General features: G+C 57.7%; 15 protein-coding genes and 2 tRNA genes. 13 read left to right on the forward strand and 4 right to left on the reverse strand.

Going from position 1 to position 17,675, the window contains the following annotated elements:
* The first annotated feature begins 69 nt into the window (after positions 1-69).
* The 9 genes from mdh (at position 70) to Q8N00_05870 (ending at position 7,360) form a co-directional block, all read left to right on the forward strand.
* Entirely contained in the window at positions 70-1,008 is a 939-nt protein-coding gene (mdh, locus tag Q8N00_05830) for a malate dehydrogenase (protein ID MDP2382307.1), read from the forward strand.
* Positions 1,009-1,095: 87 nt separating this feature from the next.
* A complete protein-coding gene (locus tag Q8N00_05835; GenBank protein MDP2382308.1) occupies positions 1,096-1,683 on the forward strand; it encodes a urate hydroxylase PuuD in 588 nt (195 codons plus the stop codon).
* 245 nt (positions 1,684-1,928) lie between these two features.
* Entirely contained in the window at positions 1,929-3,230 is a 1,302-nt protein-coding gene (gene nuoF / locus Q8N00_05840) for an NADH-quinone oxidoreductase subunit NuoF (GenBank protein ID MDP2382309.1), read from the forward strand.
* A gap of 11 nt (positions 3,231-3,241) precedes the next feature.
* Positions 3,242-3,589, forward strand: a complete 348-nt coding sequence (locus tag Q8N00_05845) for a 2Fe-2S iron-sulfur cluster-binding protein (GenBank protein ID MDP2382310.1) — start codon at positions 3,242-3,244, stop codon at positions 3,587-3,589.
* 70 nt (positions 3,590-3,659) lie between these two features.
* A complete protein-coding gene (gene erpA / locus Q8N00_05850; protein ID MDP2382311.1) occupies positions 3,660-3,980 on the forward strand; it encodes an iron-sulfur cluster insertion protein ErpA in 321 nt (106 codons plus the stop codon).
* A 121-nt stretch (positions 3,981-4,101) separates the two neighbouring features.
* The gene (locus Q8N00_05855) at positions 4,102-4,551 is read left to right on the forward strand and encodes a 6-carboxytetrahydropterin synthase (protein ID MDP2382312.1); all 450 of its coding nucleotides are present in this window, start codon (positions 4,102-4,104) and stop codon (positions 4,549-4,551) included.
* On the forward strand, positions 4,544-5,191 hold the full coding sequence (gene folE / locus Q8N00_05860; GenBank protein MDP2382313.1) for a GTP cyclohydrolase I FolE: 648 nt from the start codon (positions 4,544-4,546) through the stop codon (positions 5,189-5,191). The genes Q8N00_05855 and folE overlap by 8 nt, the downstream gene beginning before the upstream one ends.
* A gap of 434 nt (positions 5,192-5,625) precedes the next feature.
* The gene (locus tag Q8N00_05865; GenBank protein MDP2382314.1) at positions 5,626-6,915 is read left to right on the forward strand and encodes a replication-associated recombination protein A; all 1,290 of its coding nucleotides are present in this window, start codon (positions 5,626-5,628) and stop codon (positions 6,913-6,915) included.
* Between the two features lie 55 nt (positions 6,916-6,970).
* Complete coding sequence (locus tag Q8N00_05870; GenBank protein ID MDP2382315.1) at positions 6,971-7,360, forward strand: PilZ domain-containing protein; 390 nt, start codon at positions 6,971-6,973, stop codon at positions 7,358-7,360.
* A gap of 78 nt (positions 7,361-7,438) precedes the next feature.
* On the opposite strand, the gene Q8N00_05875 is transcribed toward Q8N00_05870, so the two are convergent.
* Positions 7,439-9,283 carry an ABC-F family ATP-binding cassette domain-containing protein gene (locus Q8N00_05875; GenBank protein MDP2382316.1) on the reverse strand — a complete coding sequence of 615 codons (1,845 nt, stop codon included), beginning with the start codon at positions 9,281-9,283 and terminating at the stop codon, positions 7,439-7,441.
* A 143-nt stretch (positions 9,284-9,426) separates the two neighbouring features.
* Positions 9,427-9,502 (reverse strand) — tRNA-Ala (locus tag Q8N00_05880).
* A gap of 254 nt (positions 9,503-9,756) precedes the next feature.
* Between Q8N00_05880 and Q8N00_05885 the strand changes: the two genes are divergently transcribed.
* A complete protein-coding gene (locus tag Q8N00_05885; GenBank protein ID MDP2382317.1) occupies positions 9,757-11,064 on the forward strand; it encodes an adenylosuccinate synthase in 1,308 nt (435 codons plus the stop codon).
* 65 nt (positions 11,065-11,129) lie between these two features.
* A tRNA-Lys gene (locus Q8N00_05890) sits at positions 11,130-11,205 on the forward strand.
* Positions 11,206-11,560: 355 nt separating this feature from the next.
* On the opposite strand, the gene Q8N00_05895 is transcribed toward Q8N00_05890, so the two are convergent.
* On the reverse strand, positions 11,561-11,851 hold the full coding sequence (locus Q8N00_05895; protein MDP2382318.1) for a zinc metallopeptidase: 291 nt from the start codon (positions 11,849-11,851) through the stop codon (positions 11,561-11,563).
* A gap of 322 nt (positions 11,852-12,173) precedes the next feature.
* On the opposite strand from Q8N00_05895, the gene Q8N00_05900 reads away from it, so the two are divergent.
* Positions 12,174-13,850, forward strand: a complete 1,677-nt coding sequence (locus Q8N00_05900) for an ATP-binding protein (protein MDP2382319.1) — start codon at positions 12,174-12,176, stop codon at positions 13,848-13,850.
* A 9-nt stretch (positions 13,851-13,859) separates the two neighbouring features.
* The gene (locus tag Q8N00_05905) at positions 13,860-15,353 is read left to right on the forward strand and encodes an HD domain-containing phosphohydrolase (protein ID MDP2382320.1); all 1,494 of its coding nucleotides are present in this window, start codon (positions 13,860-13,862) and stop codon (positions 15,351-15,353) included.
* 61 nt (positions 15,354-15,414) lie between these two features.
* Here Q8N00_05905 and Q8N00_05910 read toward each other — a convergent pair whose 3' ends face one another.
* Positions 15,415-17,535 (reverse strand): adenylate/guanylate cyclase domain-containing protein, encoded by a 2,121-nt coding sequence (locus Q8N00_05910; protein ID MDP2382321.1) that lies wholly within the window; start codon positions 17,533-17,535, stop codon positions 15,415-15,417.
* Between the last annotated feature and the right edge of the window lie 140 nt (positions 17,536-17,675).

Genomic DNA, 17,675 nt, shown 5'->3' on the forward strand with positions numbered 1-17,675 from the left:
GCGGTGCGCAGATGAAGGCGCACATCGCCCTGAGAGTAGGGAGCCAGTACGAACCATAGAGGTGAGATGATGGGGAGACCGAAGATTACGGTGGTGGGTGCGGGGAACGTCGGAGGCACGACGGCGCAACGGCTGGCAGAGAAGAACGAGTACGAGGTCGTACTCGTGGATATTGTCGAGGGGGTTCCGCAGGGGAAGGCGCTCGATATCTCACAGGCCGGTCCCGTCTGCGGCTATAGCACCTGCGTGGTAGGCACCAACGGCTACGATGAAACGGCCGGCTCAGCCGTGGCGGTGATCACGTCTGGTATTCCCCGCAAGCCGGGGATGAGCCGTGACGAGCTCTTGACCACGAACGCCAAGATCGTGAAGTCGGTTGTCAAAGAATTGGTGTCTCGATCGCCGAACGTCATCCTGATTCTCATCACGAACCCGTTGGATGCGATGGTCCATGTGGCGAGGCTGGTCAGTGGTTTGCCAAAATCCAGGGTCTTGGGGATGGCGGGCGTGCTCGACTCTGCCCGCATGCGCGCGTTCATCGCGGCCGAATTGAATGTGCCCGGGCCCGACGTGCAGGCCATGGTCTTGGGGGGACATGGCGACACGATGGTACCGCTGGCTCGTTATACGACGGTGAAGGGGAAACCCGTTTCTGACATGATGTCGAAGGAACGGTTGGATGCGATCGTCAAGCGGACACGCGAAGGCGGAGCCGAAATCGTAGGTCTCTTGAAGACCGGCAGTGCGTTCTATGCCCCATCGGCCTCGGCGGTCGATATGGTCGAGGCGATCATGAAGGACCAGAAGCGGGTATTGCCCTGTGCCGTGCTCTGCGAGGGCGAGTATGGATTGAAGGATGTGGTGGTGGGGGTTCCGGTCAAGCTGGGCCGAGGCGGGGCGGAACAGGTGGTCGAATATGAATTGACGGCAGAGGAGCAGGCGGGGTTGGCGAATTCGGCTCATGCCGTGCGCGAGCTCTGCGCGACAGTCGATCGGTTGATGGCCTAATGTGATCGTGTTCGAGGTCAGCGCGACAGCAGAAACGGGCCGGCGGTAGAGATAGCGACGTGGCAGTACACTTAATAAGGAGATGCAATGAAATTTCTTGAAGATGCGTTTCAGACAGCGGGGGTAGGCTTTGTCCTTGCAGTTGTATTGATTGCGGTGTTTTTGGGCGTTACGGGCATCGGTGCCGGTGAGGTGGATTGGGTTGGGATGATCTTCCGATGGATTCACTTCATCGCGGGGATTACCTGGATCGGTATTCTCTACTTTTTCAACTTCGTGAACGGAGGCTTTCTCAAGAGCCTCGATGGTCCCACGAAAAATATCGTCATTCCCAAACTGATGCCCCCCGCGCTCAACTATTTCAGACATGGGGCGACCGTCACGGTGCTCGCCGGGATTGCGCTGTATGGTTACCTGTATGCCAAAGGGGGAACCGGCGCGATTGCGCTGGGAATCGGCGGGACCTTGGGCATTATCATGATGATCAACGTCCATGCGATTATTTGGCCGGCTCAAAAGAAGATCATTGCCGCGGTGACGGCCGCAGCCCAGGGAACTCCTGCGCCGGCAGAAATGGCTCAATGGGGCCGGACCGCGCTCCTGGCTTCACGGGTCAACGTGCTCTTGTCGATTCCCATGTTGTTTTTCATGGGAGCCGGCAGCCACTTCAAGTAAGATGTTGAACAGCAAGGCTGGCGGGGAGACCTGCCGGCCTTGTTCCTTTCTTCCCGTCCCTGCCTCAGCCCCCTCCATCGTTCCCCTGCCATGCACAGATGGCCCATATGTCCTGTATTGCATGGGTCGCTGGCCCTAAGTCGTTGAGATTCAGGCCTATTATCGTGCCATTGCCTTGACGAATACCGGCCAGGCACTTTATAGTAACGCTCCGCATTGTGAGCCAAACCGGTAAGGAAGGGCGCATGACGACTGCGACTGACCCGCGAGTTCTCCAAACGCTTGACGGCGACCCATGGGATATCGATGCCTACTTGAAGATCGGGGGCTACGAGGCCTGGAAGAAGTGCGTCAAAGAGCTGAGTCCGACCGATATCGTCAATGAACTGAAGAAAGCCGGGCTCCGTGGCCGAGGAGGCGCGGGCTTTCCCACCGGCATCAAGTGGGAAAAGGTCCTCAACCACCGGGTCAAAGAACATTACTTCGTCTGTAATGCGGGCGAACATGAGCCGGGTACATTTAAAGACCGTCATCTCCTCAAGTTAGCGCCACACCAGCTCATCGAAGGCTGCCTCATCGGGGCCTATACGGTGCAAGCCAAGGCGGCGTTTATCTATGTGAATCACGAGTACCACGAAGAACGCGAGAATTTGAAGAAAGCGTTGGCTCAGGCGAAGGAACGAGGGTTCCTGGGCAAGAATGCCATGGGCAGTGGGATGGATATCGATCTGCAAGTGTTCGAGGGCCATGGAAGTTATGTGGCTGGTGAAGAAACAGCGATGCTCGAATCGATGCAGGGGCGGCCGGCGATGCCGAGGCAGAAGCCCCCGTTCTACCCAACGGACTTCGGGCTCTACGGGAAGCCGACCCTGGTCAATAATGTCGAAACGTTGTGCAACATTCCACGGATCATCCATAAAGGCGCAGCCTGGTTTACGGAGGTCGGCACGGAGAAATGTCCCGGCACGATGATGTTCTCTCTCAGTGGCGCCGTGAATCGGCCTGGCGTGTACGAGAGGCCGATGGGGATCACGATCCGGGAACTCATTGATACCTGCGGCGGCGGCGTGCCTGGTGGACGCAAGATCAAGGCTGTGTTCCCCGGTGGACCGGCCTTTTCGATGGTCACGGCCGATCAGCTCGATCTGACAATGGATTTCGATTCGCTCAAGAAAGCCGGCACCGGACTCGGGTCAGCCGGCATGATTGTGGTCGATGATGCCACCTGTATGGTGGCGAAGACGCTGCATTTTTCGAACTTTTTCAAAGGCGAGAGTTGCGGACAATGCCCACCCTGTCGAATGGGGACCATTAATCTTGCTGCACTGATGACCAAGATCGAGCAGGGAGAGGGGACGCAGAAAGACTTGGATAGCCTCCTTCAGCTTTGCGGGTTTGTGAAGGGGACGGGTTATTGCACGCTGGTCACGGGGGCTGCGGTGTTGGTGCAGAGCAGCATGAAACTGTTCCGTCACGAATTCGAGGAACATATCCGGTTGCAGCGCTGCCCCTATCAGCCGGTGGCGGCTGGTGCAACGGCGCATTGAGAGGGATTGCGATGCCGCGCGTGACATTTCTCCATCCTGATGGCAAGAGCGGAGAAGTTCCGGAGAATACGTCCCTCTTGGACGCGTCGAAGGTTCTCGGGTTTACGTTGAATAACGATTGTGGTGGGAATGCCTCCTGCACCACCTGTCGGGTTGAAGTGCAGATGGGCGCCGAGAATCTGTCGGAGATCGACTTCGATGAACAGGATCTTCTCGATCGGGAGGCGCTCAGTGAACCGTGGCATCGGCTTGGATGCCAAGCCAAAGTGCTCGGAGACGTGGTGGTTCTGGTCCCAGAGGGTAAGTGGGTTGCACCCACGACGACGCAAGTAGAGTCGCAGGGTATTGAAATTCGGTAAAGAGATGTTACACTAAGCCATTCCAGGCAGGTCTTCGAAGGACGGCCTGGTCACACGAGGAGGATTAGATATGGTTACGATTACGGCGATTGCAGAGCAGAAGATCAAGGAATTGATGATTGAAGAGAAGGATATCGTCGGCTTGCGCGTCTACGTGAAGGGCGGCGGTTGCCACGGGTATCAATATGGGATGGCGTTCGAGTCCAAGATGGGCGATGACGACACGGTGGTTGAGAAGGGTGACGTCAAGGTCATCATGGATTCGCAGAGCGCGCCATTGTTGCAGGGAGCTGAAGTCGATTACGTGGACAGCCTCCAAGGGTCCGGGTTCTCGATCAAGAATCCACAAGCGAAGACGACCTGCGGCTGCGGCAGCTCTTTCAGCGCCTAAGGGATGTGCGCTGGAGTGGCGCGAGTTGTTTCGTTGAATGAATAGGGGAGCCAGGATTGTCCGTGTATGTGGGCAATTCTGGCTTTTCCGTTTTTCCGGATGAATGTGAGCTGAATCCACGATGGCACAGGCGAGTGTGACAAGGCGGTATCGGTTTTGCGCGGCACATCGGCTGCATACGGATCAATTATCCCCCGCTGAAAATGTGGCGGCATTTGGAAAGTGTAATAATGCCAATGGGCATGGCCATAACTATGTCGTCTTGGTGACCGTCAACAGTACGGTCCCGACCGCGACGAATACAGGAGTGGACCTTGATCAGCTGGATCGGACCGTGGCCGACAAGGTGATTACGCGATTCGACCATCAGGATCTCAACCAAGATCCTGAGTTTGCCGATCTCACCACGACGGGAGAAAACCTGGTGTTACTGATCTGGGACCTTCTCCTGAAGCACCTGCCCAACGGGCAGTTGGAAAAGGTCGGGCTCATCGAAACGCGCGACAATTACTTCGAGTATGCGGGGTCGGCAACACATGCCCCGGTGCTCAGAGAGGGACGAAATGGCTAAGCAGGGAGTCAGGCGGAAGAGTGGGCGTCCGATTGAAGACGTCAACGGAAGTGGGAAACCGGCCGATCTGGACGTGCTGCAATCTCTCGTCACCGAGATGTTGCTTGCCCTCGGCGAAAAGCCCGGCCGCAACGGCCTCATGAAGACCCCAGAGCGCGTGGCTAAGGCATTAGCCTTCATGACTCAGGGGTACCAGCGGAATATCGACCAACTCTTAAACGGCGCGCTGTTCCCGATCGAGTACGACGAGATGGTCATCGTGAAGGACATCGATTTCTTCAGCATGTGCGAGCACCATTTGCTTCCGTTCTTCGGCAAGGTCCATGTGGGCTATCTGCCCAATAAGAAGGTGGTGGGGCTGAGCAAGATTCCGCGCATCGTGGATACCTTCGCGCGCCGGTTGCAGGTCCAAGAGCGGCTGACCGTACAGATCGCCGAAACCCTCAAGACCAAGCTCAACGCCCATGGAGTCGGCGTGGTCGTTGAAGCGCGGCACCTCTGCATGATGATGCGGGGCGTCGAAAAGCAGAACACGGTCGCGGTCAGCAGTTCGATGCTGGGCGCCTTCCGTACACAGCCGCAAACCAGGATAGAGTTTCTCAAGTTGATACGTCGGAGCAACGTCGGCGACTCCGACTAAGCAGGACGTTGAAAAGGTCTCCCTTCTCATCCGCCCAACCTCAGCGCGCCAAGACGCGCCTTTCCCTAGGCTGCGCTCTCGCCTCGAAAGCATTCTCAACGTAGCCATGAGGCTACGCTTCCGATGCTTCCATCGGCTGCGGCCTTGCCGGATGAACGTTTTGAACGTCCTTCGTGGCAGGTCCTATCGCCCTCCTCGTTCCCTCGTATGCTCCTCCACTCGCTGCCGCTCGTGTTGTTCCGTCTGGCTTCTTGGGAATGGCATCCCGCTGATTTTTAGGGCACAGGGCACACACAAGTTCATGGGACCAAGTCGAGCCAGGGGTCAATGCGTGACCCCTGGACGAATGTGGAGGCAAAGACTGCGACGATGTGGCTGGCGTTTGCGATCATCTCGCCCGGCGTATACAATTCTCCCCATTCTTGAGGATTCAGATGACCCCTTCACACGATCAGACGTCCGATTTGTTTGGGACTCCAGAGGGAGAGAAATCCGTTGAGGCTCCGTTGGCCGAACGTCTGCGCCCGCGAGAGTTTGCGGACTTCGTCGGGCAGGATGATATTACGGCGTCGGATCGACCGTTGCGCCGGGCGATCGAGGCAGATCAACTCTCCTCCGTCATCTTCTGGGGGCCGCCAGGTTCTGGCAAAACCACGCTGGCTCATCTTGTCGCACGTCATACCAAGGCGCAGTTCGTGCCTTTCTCGGCGGTTACGGGGGGTGTTCCTGAGTTGCGGGCCATCATCAAGACTGCGGAGCAACGTCAGGCGATCAACGGTCAACGGACGATTCTCTTCGTCGATGAGATTCATCGCTTCAATAAGGCACAGCAGGATGCCTTTCTCCCTCATGTCGAGCGGGGAACCATTATCCTGGTTGGCGCGACAACGGAAAATCCCTCCTTCGAAGTGATCTCACCGCTGCTGTCTCGTTCCCTGCTCATTGTGCTCAAGCCCCTATCGGATGAGGCGCTTGGGCAGATCCTTGATCGGGCGCTCACAGATCTAGAGATCGGGTTGGGGAAATGGAATGCTCGCCTTTCGCCAGAGGCCAGGCAGCGATTGACGGCCTATGGCAACGGCGATGCGAGGGCGCTTCTGACCGCGCTGGATTTTGTCGTTAGACAGCAGCCGGCTGGGCCTGATGGGACGCGCGTGATCGATGGCGCGGCGCTGGAAGCCGCGTTGATGAAAAAGTCGATCCGGTACGATAAGTCAGGGGAAGAGCATTACAACGTCATCTCCGCCTATATTAAGAGCCTGCGTGATTCCGATCCGGACGGCGCGCTCTATTGGCTCGCCAGGATGTTGGAAGGGGGAGAGGATCCGAAGTTTATCGCCCGTCGCCTGGTTATTTTTGCTTCCGAAGACGTAGGGAATGCCGATCCGACGGGGCTGCTAGTGGCAACCGCGGTCGCCCAGGCCGTGCAGTTTGTGGGGCTCCCCGAGGCGCAGATCAATTTAGCCCAGGGGACGACCTACCTCGCCACCAGGCCCAAAGATAATGCCTCCTATGTCGGACTCCTTGAGGCGATGGAAGATGCAAAAGCTCATGGAAATCTAGGGGTTCCGCTCCATTTACGGAATGCCGTTACCTCCATGATGAAGGGGCTCGGGTATGGCAAAGGTTATCGCTATGTCCACGACGATCCTCAGGCCAAGGCGCAGGGGCACCTCCCTGAATCGCTCAAGGGCCGTCGGTACTATCGACCTAAGGACGCATAAATAGGGGGCAGGCAGAGTGGTGGACAAAGATTTCTAATCGGTTATACTTAGGCTCATGAAACGACAGAGCCCGAAGCTAGCTGCATCGATTGCCGCCACAAACGAACGGCGTAAGCTTGTGCGGGCAACGTTGGTCGGCTCCGCGTTGATTTCGCCGAAGAGTGGCTCGAAGGCAATTACGGCTGTGTTGGATAACGTCAATAAAGTCGGCGCGGGCCTGCATACGAAAGAGAAGTTGGCGGAGGCTCAGTCAGTGACGGTGTCGTTGGCATTTCTCGATTCTGACCGTGCGGAACAGATGGAGCGTCTCGACGGAAAAGTCGCATGGGTGAAGCCGTGGGAGAAGAGGTTTTTGATCGGCGTCGTCTGGGACGAGTTGGTGACGAAAGAGAAGAACCGCTGGTTGTACTATTATCTTGAAGAAACTGTTCGATCCTCGGTCTAGTCAAGGCCTCGACAGGCAATTCCTGATTTCTTACCTCTCGCTTCTCCCGCTAGTCTTGCCTGTCCCGCAGTGATTTTACTACGCAAAAGCCGTCAGTTTTTGTTTCACGTCTTCCAGTTCAGCTGAGAGTGTTTCCCACTTGGCCGTGAGCCGCACAAGATCCTTCTTCCAGCCGTCATACTCAATCTGCAGCGCACTCCACTTGGTGGATTCATTTTTATAGAGTGCGGGGTTGGCCAGTTCGAGGTCCCGAGCTTTGATCTTCGTTTCACAGTCGGCGACCTCGGCTTCGGCCCGCACGAGCTGCTTCTCCAGGCGGGCTTGGGCCTTGCTCAAATCGCGGCGATCTCCGGATGAGGACTTGGCCGGGGCTTGCGACGCCATGGCTCTGGTCGGCCCGACGGTTTTTTCACGATCCACTCCCTTCAGGTCGTCACTCGATTCCTTGATGGATTCGAGTTCCTGCGCTTTCTTCCACAAGTAATATTCATAGTCACCGGTGAAGCTGCGGGCCTTGCCCTCTTCGATTTCAATGACGCGCGTGCAGACTCTGGTGAGAAAGGTGGGGTCGTGGGAAATGAAAATGATCGTACCGGGGAACTCCGAGAGTGCATCAGTCAACATATCGACCGACGCCGGGTCGAGATGGTTGGTCGGTTCGTCGAGCAGCAACGTATTCGCCGGTTCGACCAACATCCGCGCGAGTGCAACGCGATTGCGTTCCCCTCCGCTCAGTGCCTTGATGGGTTTCTTTTGATCGTCACCGGTGAAGAGAAAGGCGCCGGCAATTCCGCGGAGGAAGTTCGTTTCCGCCTGGTTGGACACTTCGGTGAGAGATTCCAGGATGGTATGTTCCGGGTTCAACGTCTCGGCCTGATGCTGAGCAAAATAGTGCAGCGTGACACCATGGCCGACCGTTCGTTTGCCTTTGTCCGGCTCCAGCGCGCCTGCCAGCATCTTGAGCAACGTACTTTTCCCAGCCCCGTTTTCTCCCACCAGCGCCACTCGCTGACCCCGTTCGATCGAACACTCGACTTTTTCGTAGACCACTTTTTCTCCATAGCGTTTGGATGCGCCCTGGAGTTCGAGCACTTGCCGGCCGCTCGCTGGGGGGATGGGGAATTTGAACTTCACCCGTTTGGGATCGCGCTTCACCTCAATCATCTTGACCTTATCAAGCTGCTTGATGCGCGATTGGACCTGGCTGGCTTTGTTCGCCTGGTAGCGGAATCGATCGACGAAGGTTTGGACGCGTGCGACCTCTTTCGCCTGGCGTCCTGCGGCGGCCTCTTGCTGTGCGTCTCGTTCGGCGCGGATCTTTTGGAACGAGGTATAGTTGCCGCGATATTCTTCGATCTTACGATGCCGGAGATCCCAGATGTGCGTGACGACACGATCCAGAAAGGCCGTGTCGTGGCTGATGAGCAACAGGGTCATCTCCGATTCCAGAAGGAATTGCTCGAACCAGCGTTGCGTCGGTTTGTCCAAGTGGTTGGTCGGCTCGTCGAGCATGAGGACATCTGGCTTGGTCAGCAGCAGATGCGCCAAGGCCACACGCATGCGATAGCCGCCTGACAACTTTTCGACTTCACGGGTGAAGTCGATCTCGGAAAAACCAAGCCCCATGAGGATACGTTCGGCCTCATGCTCTGGATAGAGATCGCGGTGCGTGGCGTCCAGGACGTTTTTGCCCGTGATGGTTTCAAGTTCCTGAGGGAGGTACCCGATGCGAAGTCGAGGCCGCTTCCGGATGCTGCCTTTATCCGGTGATTCCTCTTCGAGGATCATGCGGAAGATCGTGGTCTTGCCGGCGCCATTGGGCCCCACCAGGCCGACCCGCGAGCCGGGGCGGAGATGCGCTGTGGCACCTTCAAGCAGAACCCTCGTGGAATATTGTTTATAGACGGACTCGATTTGAAGCATGTTTCCCCGGACTGGCTAGGGGCTAGCGGCGTAAAGCTAGAGGCGATGAATTGAGGAGTCTGGATTGGCGTGAGACTTAGGAGCTACTTCTGAAGATTGCTCGTACCTCTAACCCCTTGCCCTGTGCCGCTGACCTGAAAATTTGGTGGAGCTGGCCGGGATTGAACCGGCGACCTCGTGAATGCCATTCACGCGCGCTCCCAACTGCGCTACAGCCCCACGTCGATTGGCTTGGAAATAGGCGAAAATCCTTGCAAAACAGCGGTGATGCTAACACGGCATTCCCTCAGCAGTCAAGAAAAGTAACGCAGGCTGGCCCACCAGTTTCTAGTGCTCGCGGAACGTGCGCATAAGAGACGGAGCGGTAATGCCTCATCACGGTTCTTGACAAACGATAGAGGCATCCCTACCATGGCCCCTCGGCTCTGGCTTTCGGTCTGGCCAGGGCTCTTTTTTTGGGAGTATTTCAGGCGATGGGCAATCTCGTAGTCATCGGGGCGCAGTGGGGCGACGAAGGCAAGGGCAAGATTGTGGATATCTTGGCTCGCGACGTCGATGCGGTGGTGCGTTATCAGGGTGGGTCCAACGCGGGGCACACCGTGATCAATGACCAGGGCACCTTCGTGTTTCACCTCATCCCCTCCGGCATTCTCTATCGCGGAACGCTGTGCGCCATCGGAAATGGCGTTGTCGTGGATCCTGCCTCATTAATCGAGGAGATGGACCATCTCGAGACGCAAGGGGTGAAGATCGGCAATAACTTTGTCGTCAGCCAGCGCGCCCATCTCATTCTCCCGTACCACAAGGCCATCGATAAAGCAGCTGAACAGTCGAAGGGCTCACGCCGAATTGGCACGACGGGTCGCGGGATCGGCCCTTCCTACGCCGATAAGATCTCGCGGATCGGCATCCGAATGGGCGATCTGCTCAATCCGAAAGCCTTTCGAACCAAACTCGAAGAGAACCTCGTTGAGGTCAATTGGTTTGTCGAGAAGCTCTACAAGATGGAACGGTTCGAGGTCGACAAGATATTCCAGCAATATATGGGCTATGCCGATCGGCTGAAGAGCCATATCGTCGATACCGTGATGCTTGTCAATAAGATGGTCGACGCGAAGAAGACCGTCCTGTTCGAAGGGGCGCAAGGCACGCATTTGGATGTGGACTTCGGCACCTATCCATTCGTCACCTCCTCCAGTTCAACGGCCGGCGGTGCCTCGACCGGAACCGGCGTGGGCCCGACGAAGATCGATGCGGTGCTCGGCATCGTCAAGGCCTACACTACTCGTGTCGGCAGCGGGCCGTTTCCGACGGAACTCACCGATGAAGTGGGCATGGGGCTCCAGGCCCGAGGCAAGGAATTCGGTTCGACGACCGGACGTGCGCGCCGCTGCGGCTGGTTCGACGGCGTCGTTATGCGGTATGCCACCAAAGTGAACGGACTCACGTCCCTTGCCGTGACCAAGCTGGACGTGCTCGACGGCTGCAAGGAGCTCAAAGTCTGTACCGGCTATCGTTATCAGGGAAAACTCTACCGGGACATGCCCTCCGACCTTCAAGCCCTGACCGACTGCGAGCCGGTCTATAAGACCTTCAAGGGGTGGACCGGAGCCACGACCGGCGCGACCACCTATAAACAGCTTCCCGCAGAAGCGAAGCGCTATCTCCAGTATCTCGAAGAAATCGCCGAATGTCCGATCGACATCATCTCGACCGGCTCGAATCGCAGTGAAACCATCGTGCTCCGCAACCCCCTCAAGACCCGCCCACGTGCGCGGTAATTGGTGAATTTTCTCTCTAGGCAGAGGCCGATCGTCGGTGGTAGAATTCGGCCCCTACATTCAGTGAGCCGGTAGCTCAGTTGGTAGAGCATCGCCCTTTTAAGGCGAGGGTCCTGGGTTCGAGGCCCAGCCGGCTCACCATACATCTTCCATAGATGACGCAGTTCGGACTGTCCGATGGCCAGGATTGGACGGTCATGGGATAGTTATCCTCCCTTGACCGCGCATCAGCGGCAACCAACATTGCAGCCCTGCAATCGACCTCTCTCGCGTCTGTCCCCGCCACATCCAGTTGCCAGAAAACTGCTTCGGTTCTCCTTCCAGGGGATGGCCCGGGACTCACCGAACAGACCGTATTACTAACCAACCCTCAGTCGGGCAACCTGGCGTGACCGAGCCTATCGCCGTAGGAGGGCGATCCAGCGCCACAGCTTCAGCAGGCTGGCAAGGGAGGCCGCCACGTAGGTGAGCGCGGCTGTGGTGAGGATGCTGCGCGCTACCGCTCGTATTCGGGCGACAGGTAATTGCCCTGTCGGAAGACTGGAAGGGCACGTCTGAAACTGGCGTCCCACTCGACCGGCAGCGTGACGAGGCCGACTAGCGTAGAGATCCCCACCGTCGCCAGTCCGGCCACCATGACGAGGAGGCCTGCCGCAGGGCTCTTGGCCAAGGACGCCGCGATCGGAATCTCCATCATCAGGACCACCCCGACCTTCTCCGCCCCCTGCGCGACCCGCACGAGCTCCGTCCGTTCCGCGAGCGGCTGGTAGCCCTGGAGATCTTGCATAGCATGGCCGATGACTGTCCTCGCTTCCCTCTCCGGTTCAGCATCTACCCCAGAGGGGGTTACGTCTGTCTGATTCAGTGTGGGATACTACGCGACCGCTCCGTCGTGCTCCGATCAATGCCCGCATCACGTCTGAACCGATTGCCTGTCGACATTCTCAAAAAGTCTTCTGAGTTTAGAATCAATCTTATAGACTGGCGGAAGTGGAACAGGCTCATCGCCGTTGGGCTGGCCTGGCTGCTTACCCTCGGCTGCTGTTCCTTTCTGCCTGAACCGGGGGCTAGGGATTCCGGGATACGGTCGTTACAGACGGAGTGCACAGATGTCCTCTGCATTGAAAGCGATTCGCCAGTTGAGCGAAGCCCTATTTCAGTACACCCATGTAGACGACATGGTTCGTCAAACTCTGCATGCCGCGCTTGATGTCATCGGAGCAGATGCGGGGTCCGTGTTACTCGCGAACCCTGAGACTCGGAAATTGGTGTTTCACTACGTCGTCGGAGAGACTGCCGCGTCGTTGCAAGGGACCAGCATTATCTGGGACGAGGGCATTGCCGGCGCGGTGTTTACCTCCGGCAACCCGGAAGTGATCTCTACGGTGCAAAAGGATGCGCGCCATTACTCCGCGATGGATATGCTGACCGGATTTCAATCCCGTGACATGATCGTCGTGCCCCTGAAGCGGCATGGAGGCAACCCGATCGGCGTTATCGAAATCCTGAACAAGAACACGGGCCCGATCACCCGTGACGACCTGGATACGCTGGTCGTGCTCGGCGCTATTGCCGCTTCCGCCATTGAACAGTCGAAGACCGTTGAGGCGTTACGCGTCAAGGACGTCCAGCTTCAGCAGGCGCAGAAAATGGAAGCGGTCGGTCGCCTGGCGGGAGGCGTGGCGCATGATTTCAATAACCTGCTGACGGTGATTCGAGGCTATAGCGAACTGATCGTCATGGGCGCCAATGGCAATTCGCCGACGCGATTGCATGCCGAAGAGGTGCTGAAGGCTGCGGACAGGGCCACGGGGCTTACGACCCAGTTACTGGCATTCAGCAGGAAACAGGTCCTTGAGCTGCGAGTCGTGCGATTGAATGAGGTCGTCGCGAATGTGGAGAAACTGTTGCGGCGTTTGATCGGAGAAAATATCCAGTTCATTTCAACCGTCGGACCCAGCCTTGGCTGGGTCAAAGCCGATCCGGGGCAGTTGGAGCAGGTCTTGATCAATCTCGCGGTGAATGCGAGAGACGCCATGCCTCAGGGCGGGACCTTGACCATCGGGATCGTCCAACGTGACCTCGATGAGACGTTTACCAGCCGGTACCTGGATTTTGAGCCGGGAGCCTATTGCGTCCTCTCGGTGACTGACACCGGATGTGGGATGAACAAGGATACCCTTTCGAAACTGTTTGAACCCTTCTTTACCACCAAGGATCCTGGCAAGGGGACCGGGCTGGGCCTCTCCATCGTCCATGGGATTGTGAAACAAAGCCGTGGTCAGATCCTGGCTTCCAGCGAGCCGGGGGTCGGTACGACCTTCAACCTTTACCTGCCCTCCGTGGGGGCGCCTGTCGAGGTGGCGGCATCTCCTCACGAGGCTCCTGCCGCTTCGCTCGGAACAGAGACGGTCCTGGTCGTGGAAGATGAGGGGCAGGTCCGCACGCTTGAGTGCGGACTGCTTGAAGCCAGCGGCTATCACGTGTTGGCAGCCAGCCATGGCGGAGAAGCGTTGCGTATTTGCCAGGAATATTCAGGTACCATCGACCTTCTAGTGACGGATCTTATCCTGCCTCACATGAACGGACGGGAGTTGGCCAGCCGGGTCGTTCCGATCCGCCCGTCGATGAAGGTGCTCTATGTGTCCGGCTACCCTGACGAGACGCTCGTCGCAGCCGGGGTCGCGAGGAGCAAAGTGCCCTTTCTCCAGAAACCCTTTGCGTCTGATGCCCTGTTGCAGAGCGTGAGGACCGTGCTCGACGGGACAGGCGATACTCCACTCTGACACGGGACCATGGCAGACCATTCCCTCAGACAGATTCAGGAAATCAGCGCGCTGCTGAATTCCAGCCTCGATCCGACGACCATCCGCACCCATGCCATCGAAGCGGCCACCCTGCTCATGAACGCCGAAGCCGGTTCCCTGCTCTTGCTGGATGGCGCGACCGGGGAGTTGTACTTCGAGGTGGCCCATGGCGAAAAGGGCGCAGCCGTTCGCGCCTCACGTCTCAAGCCTGGACAGGGCATCGCAGGCTATGTCGCACGGACCGGTCAGCCGCTCATCGTCAACGACGTCCAGCGCGATCAGCGGTTTTTTGGACAGGTGGACCAGGCCAGCGGATTTGTCACACGTAACATGGTCTGCGTACCGGTCACGGCACACGGGCGTCTCCTGGGTGTACTCCAAGCGATCAATCGTAACGCCGGTCAATCGTTCGATGAGGACGACCTTCAGAACTTCGTCGCGCTCGGCCATCAAGTCGGCATTGCCATTGAAAATGCCAATCTCTACGAGGACATTCATCTGCTTTTCGAGGGATTCATTTCCGCGAGCGTGCAGGCCATCGAAAGCCGTGACCCGACCACCAGTGGCCATAGTCAGCGTGTGGCCACCTTGACCTGTCGCCTTGCGGAGGAGGTCAGCCTGACCCGGTCCGGACTCTATGCGGGGATTCAGTTTACGGCGGATCAAATGAAGGAAATCCGTTATGCCGCGGTGCTTCACGATTTCGGGAAGGTCGGTATTCGTGAGAACCTGTTGCTCAAAGCCAAAAAACTATATCCGGCCCAGCAGGAACTGATCAAGGCACGATTTGATTTCATCAAGCGGACGATGGAGGTTGATACATTACGCCGGAAACTCCGTGTCTATGAATCTACAGCTGGAGAAAAGAAGCAGGCTCTGTTGGCCGGACTGGATGAACAACTGGCGCGGCGGATGAGCGAAGTCGACGAATTGCTGTCCAGTATCCTCACTTGCAATCAACCGGCGTCTCACTCTCACAGTCAAACAGGGAAGCTGAAGGAGATCGCCCGTATGGAGTACCGTTCATACGACGGGCCCCGTCCTTTCCTCACGGATGAGGAACTCGGTGCGTTGTCGGTGCTCCATGGAAGCTTGACGCGGCAGGAACGGAACGAGATCGAACGGCATGTCACCCACACATTCGAATTCCTGTCGAAAATTCCCTGGAGCAGGGCGCTGCAGCAGGTTCCTGCGATCGCGTGGAGTCACCATGAAAAGCTGGATGGCAGTGGGTATCCCCGCGGGCTGTCGAGCGATCAGATCCCGTTGCAGGCCCGCATGATGACCATCTGCGATATCTACGACGCCTTGACGGCCTCGGACCGGCCCTACAAAGCGGCGATTCCGTCCGCCACTGCGCTCGGATATCTTGAAAGTCAGGCGAAGGAGGGGAAGCTGGACTCTGAACTCGTCGACTTATTCGCAGGCCATCACGTATACCAGGCCACGCAGTCCCACCAGACGATTCGCAAGGTCGGCTGAGCAGGCTGCGCGGCCTGCGACCTTGCGAATCGACCATTTCAGCTCTGAAATGCGCAGGGGCTCAACTCGCGCGGGATTCCAGTTGCGCCTGTCCGGCGTTCGCCGCTCGATATTTTATGGTATAGGTTCCCACCGGCTCCTGGCGGCCTTTGACGGTGACGATCTGAAGCTTTCTGACCTGCACCTGACTGCGCCAGTCTCGCAGAGGGTCCGCTGTGTCACGACGGATTTCCAGGGCCAGCTTCGATACGGTGAATTCGGTCAGCAATATCGGATGGCCCAACGTTCTGGTGAGTCCTTGGATACGCGCGGTCAGATTCACTTGATCACCAATCATGGTGTAATCCATTTTTTTGCCTTCGGCGCCAATGTTACCGACCAGGGCGATGCCCGTGTTGATGCCGATTCCGCTGTCGAGGATCGGTTTTCCCTGGGCCCTCCATCCGGCCTGGAGTGTCGTCAGGCTGGCCCGCATTTCCAACGCGCATTGGACGGCCAATTCGGCATGGTCCGGCTGGTCCAGCGGCGCCCCCCAAAAGACGACGATCTCATCACCGACGAATTTGTCCAGGGTGCCATTCCACTTGAAAATGACGTCCGTCATCGCGCTGAGATATTCATTGAGCTGCTCGACCACATCTTCTGCCGAACGGTGCTCGCTGAATGAGGTGAACCCGACCAGGTCGGTGAACAATATCGTCAACTCCTTGCGCTGCCCCCCCACCGTCGCCTTCGAAGGGGACTTCATGAGTTCCTGCACGATTCGAGGGCTGACGTAACTGGCAAACATGGAATGAATCTCTCGAGCCTGTCGCTCTTTGAAGACATAATTGAGGACGGTGGTCACCATGAAGACCGATCCGATGGCCAGGGTCGGCATCACCAGCGGCAGGCAGATGCCCTTGATGACGAACAGTGCCTGTGCTGTACCGACGTAGGTCAACCAGGTTATCCCTGCCAAGGATGCTCCATGGATGGCCCGCACCCGCGGCAGGGCATGAGTCAAGGTGAGCCCGAAGCACAGCACCAGGGCTAGTTCGACGGGGCCGGCCCACAATCCGCTGGACAGGAACCGCTGATGCAGGATGTTCTCGACCACGGTGGCATTTTTTTCGACACCGGGAACATTGGCCGAAAACGGGGTGCTGAGTTGATCGTAGGTTCCCAGGGCCGCCGTGCCGACTAAGACGGCTTTTCCCCGGAAGTAGTCGGTGGGGATGCGATCGTGGAGCACATCTGTCGCAGACACCCAGGGAAATGAACGTTCGCGACCGGCATAGTTGATCAGCAGGCGCAGCTTCTGATCCGTCGGAACGGCCATCGGACCGATCTGGATTCCCTCTCCAAGCACTAAGGCCATTTGTTCTCTCGTGCGTCCGAGATACAACCGCGCGATTTCCAGCGCGAACGAGGGATAATAGGCATCGTCATGGCGCAGGACGAGTACTTCTCGGCGGGTCACGCCGTCGTGATCCGGCAATCGATAGACATGTCCGAGCCCTTGTGCCTGCCTGGCAAAGATGTTGAGTGGAGGCAGGATGCCGGATGCGTCATAGGGGTGGAAATCTGCCGAGGACCCTGATTGCCGGACCAGCATGAACTCGCTTTTCTTCAAACTCTCGGGGACCCCGTGAGCCTTGTCCTGAGTGGTCTCGGCGACGGGGCCTTCCGGCACAAAGAAAGGCATGGCCAAGACGACGGTGCCTGCCCGGGCGAGGCTTTCCGCGAGACGCTGATCGCTGTCTAACGCAAGGAGTCCTTGCTCCAATAGGCGACCTGTTTCGCCCTGCAGGGGTTCACCCCTTCCTGCTCCGGCCAGCCTGGCCCTCAGGTCGCGAATCTCATCGGAGGTTTCCGTCTCGGCGTAGATAATGTCGAGGCCGATCAACGCCGGTTCGCCTGCATGGATTCGATCGAGGAGGCGGGCCTGTGTGTTGCGGGGCCAGGGCCATCGTCCAATCTCTTTCAGGCTCTTCTCGTCGACCAGGACGAGCACGACTTCCTGGCCGGGAGTTCGTTCGCCTCGCAGCCTGAATTGTAAATCCAATGCAGTATTGTCGAGCCGCACGATGAGGTTGGGGCCCAGCCAGGTCAGGAATACTAATCCGATCGTGACAGACAGGCCCAGCCAGAGCCCGAGTCGAAATCCGGTATCCGAGTAGTTGTGTGTCGAGAGGCTCACGACAGTCCATCCAGCGTTCGAGGCCAACGAAGGGGCTTCCCACTCACTGAGTACCATTGTGCCTGGATGTATTGGCGGGACAAGACAATTTGCACAGTCCGCAGCAGCTTTTGTCCAGGGGAGGCGTGATGTGGGGGCGG

It is taken from the genome of Nitrospirota bacterium (genome assembly GCA_030684575.1).
In the GTDB taxonomy this organism is placed as follows: domain Bacteria; phylum Nitrospirota; class Nitrospiria; order Nitrospirales; family Nitrospiraceae; genus Palsa-1315.

Coding starts and splice junctions, on each gene's coding strand:
- mdh (MDP2382307.1), top strand. CDS start 70: ATGGGGAGACCGAAGATTACGGTGGTGGGTGCGGGGAACGTCGGAGGC.
- Q8N00_05835 (MDP2382308.1), top strand. CDS start 1,096: ATGAAATTTCTTGAAGATGCGTTTCAGACAGCGGGGGTAGGCTTTGTC.
- nuoF (MDP2382309.1), top strand. CDS start 1,929: ATGACGACTGCGACTGACCCGCGAGTTCTCCAAACGCTTGACGGCGAC.
- Q8N00_05845 (MDP2382310.1), top strand. CDS start 3,242: ATGCCGCGCGTGACATTTCTCCATCCTGATGGCAAGAGCGGAGAAGTT.
- erpA (MDP2382311.1), top strand. CDS start 3,660: ATGGTTACGATTACGGCGATTGCAGAGCAGAAGATCAAGGAATTGATG.
- Q8N00_05855 (MDP2382312.1), top strand. CDS start 4,102: ATGGCACAGGCGAGTGTGACAAGGCGGTATCGGTTTTGCGCGGCACAT.
- folE (MDP2382313.1), top strand. CDS start 4,544: ATGGCTAAGCAGGGAGTCAGGCGGAAGAGTGGGCGTCCGATTGAAGAC.
- Q8N00_05865 (MDP2382314.1), top strand. CDS start 5,626: ATGACCCCTTCACACGATCAGACGTCCGATTTGTTTGGGACTCCAGAG.
- Q8N00_05870 (MDP2382315.1), top strand. CDS start 6,971: ATGAAACGACAGAGCCCGAAGCTAGCTGCATCGATTGCCGCCACAAAC.
- Q8N00_05875 (MDP2382316.1), bottom strand. CDS start 9,283: ATGCTTCAAATCGAGTCCGTCTATAAACAATATTCCACGAGGGTTCTG.
- Q8N00_05885 (MDP2382317.1), top strand. CDS start 9,757: ATGGGCAATCTCGTAGTCATCGGGGCGCAGTGGGGCGACGAAGGCAAG.
- Q8N00_05895 (MDP2382318.1), bottom strand. CDS start 11,851: ATGCAAGATCTCCAGGGCTACCAGCCGCTCGCGGAACGGACGGAGCTC.
- Q8N00_05900 (MDP2382319.1), top strand. CDS start 12,174: ATGTCCTCTGCATTGAAAGCGATTCGCCAGTTGAGCGAAGCCCTATTT.
- Q8N00_05905 (MDP2382320.1), top strand. CDS start 13,860: ATGGCAGACCATTCCCTCAGACAGATTCAGGAAATCAGCGCGCTGCTG.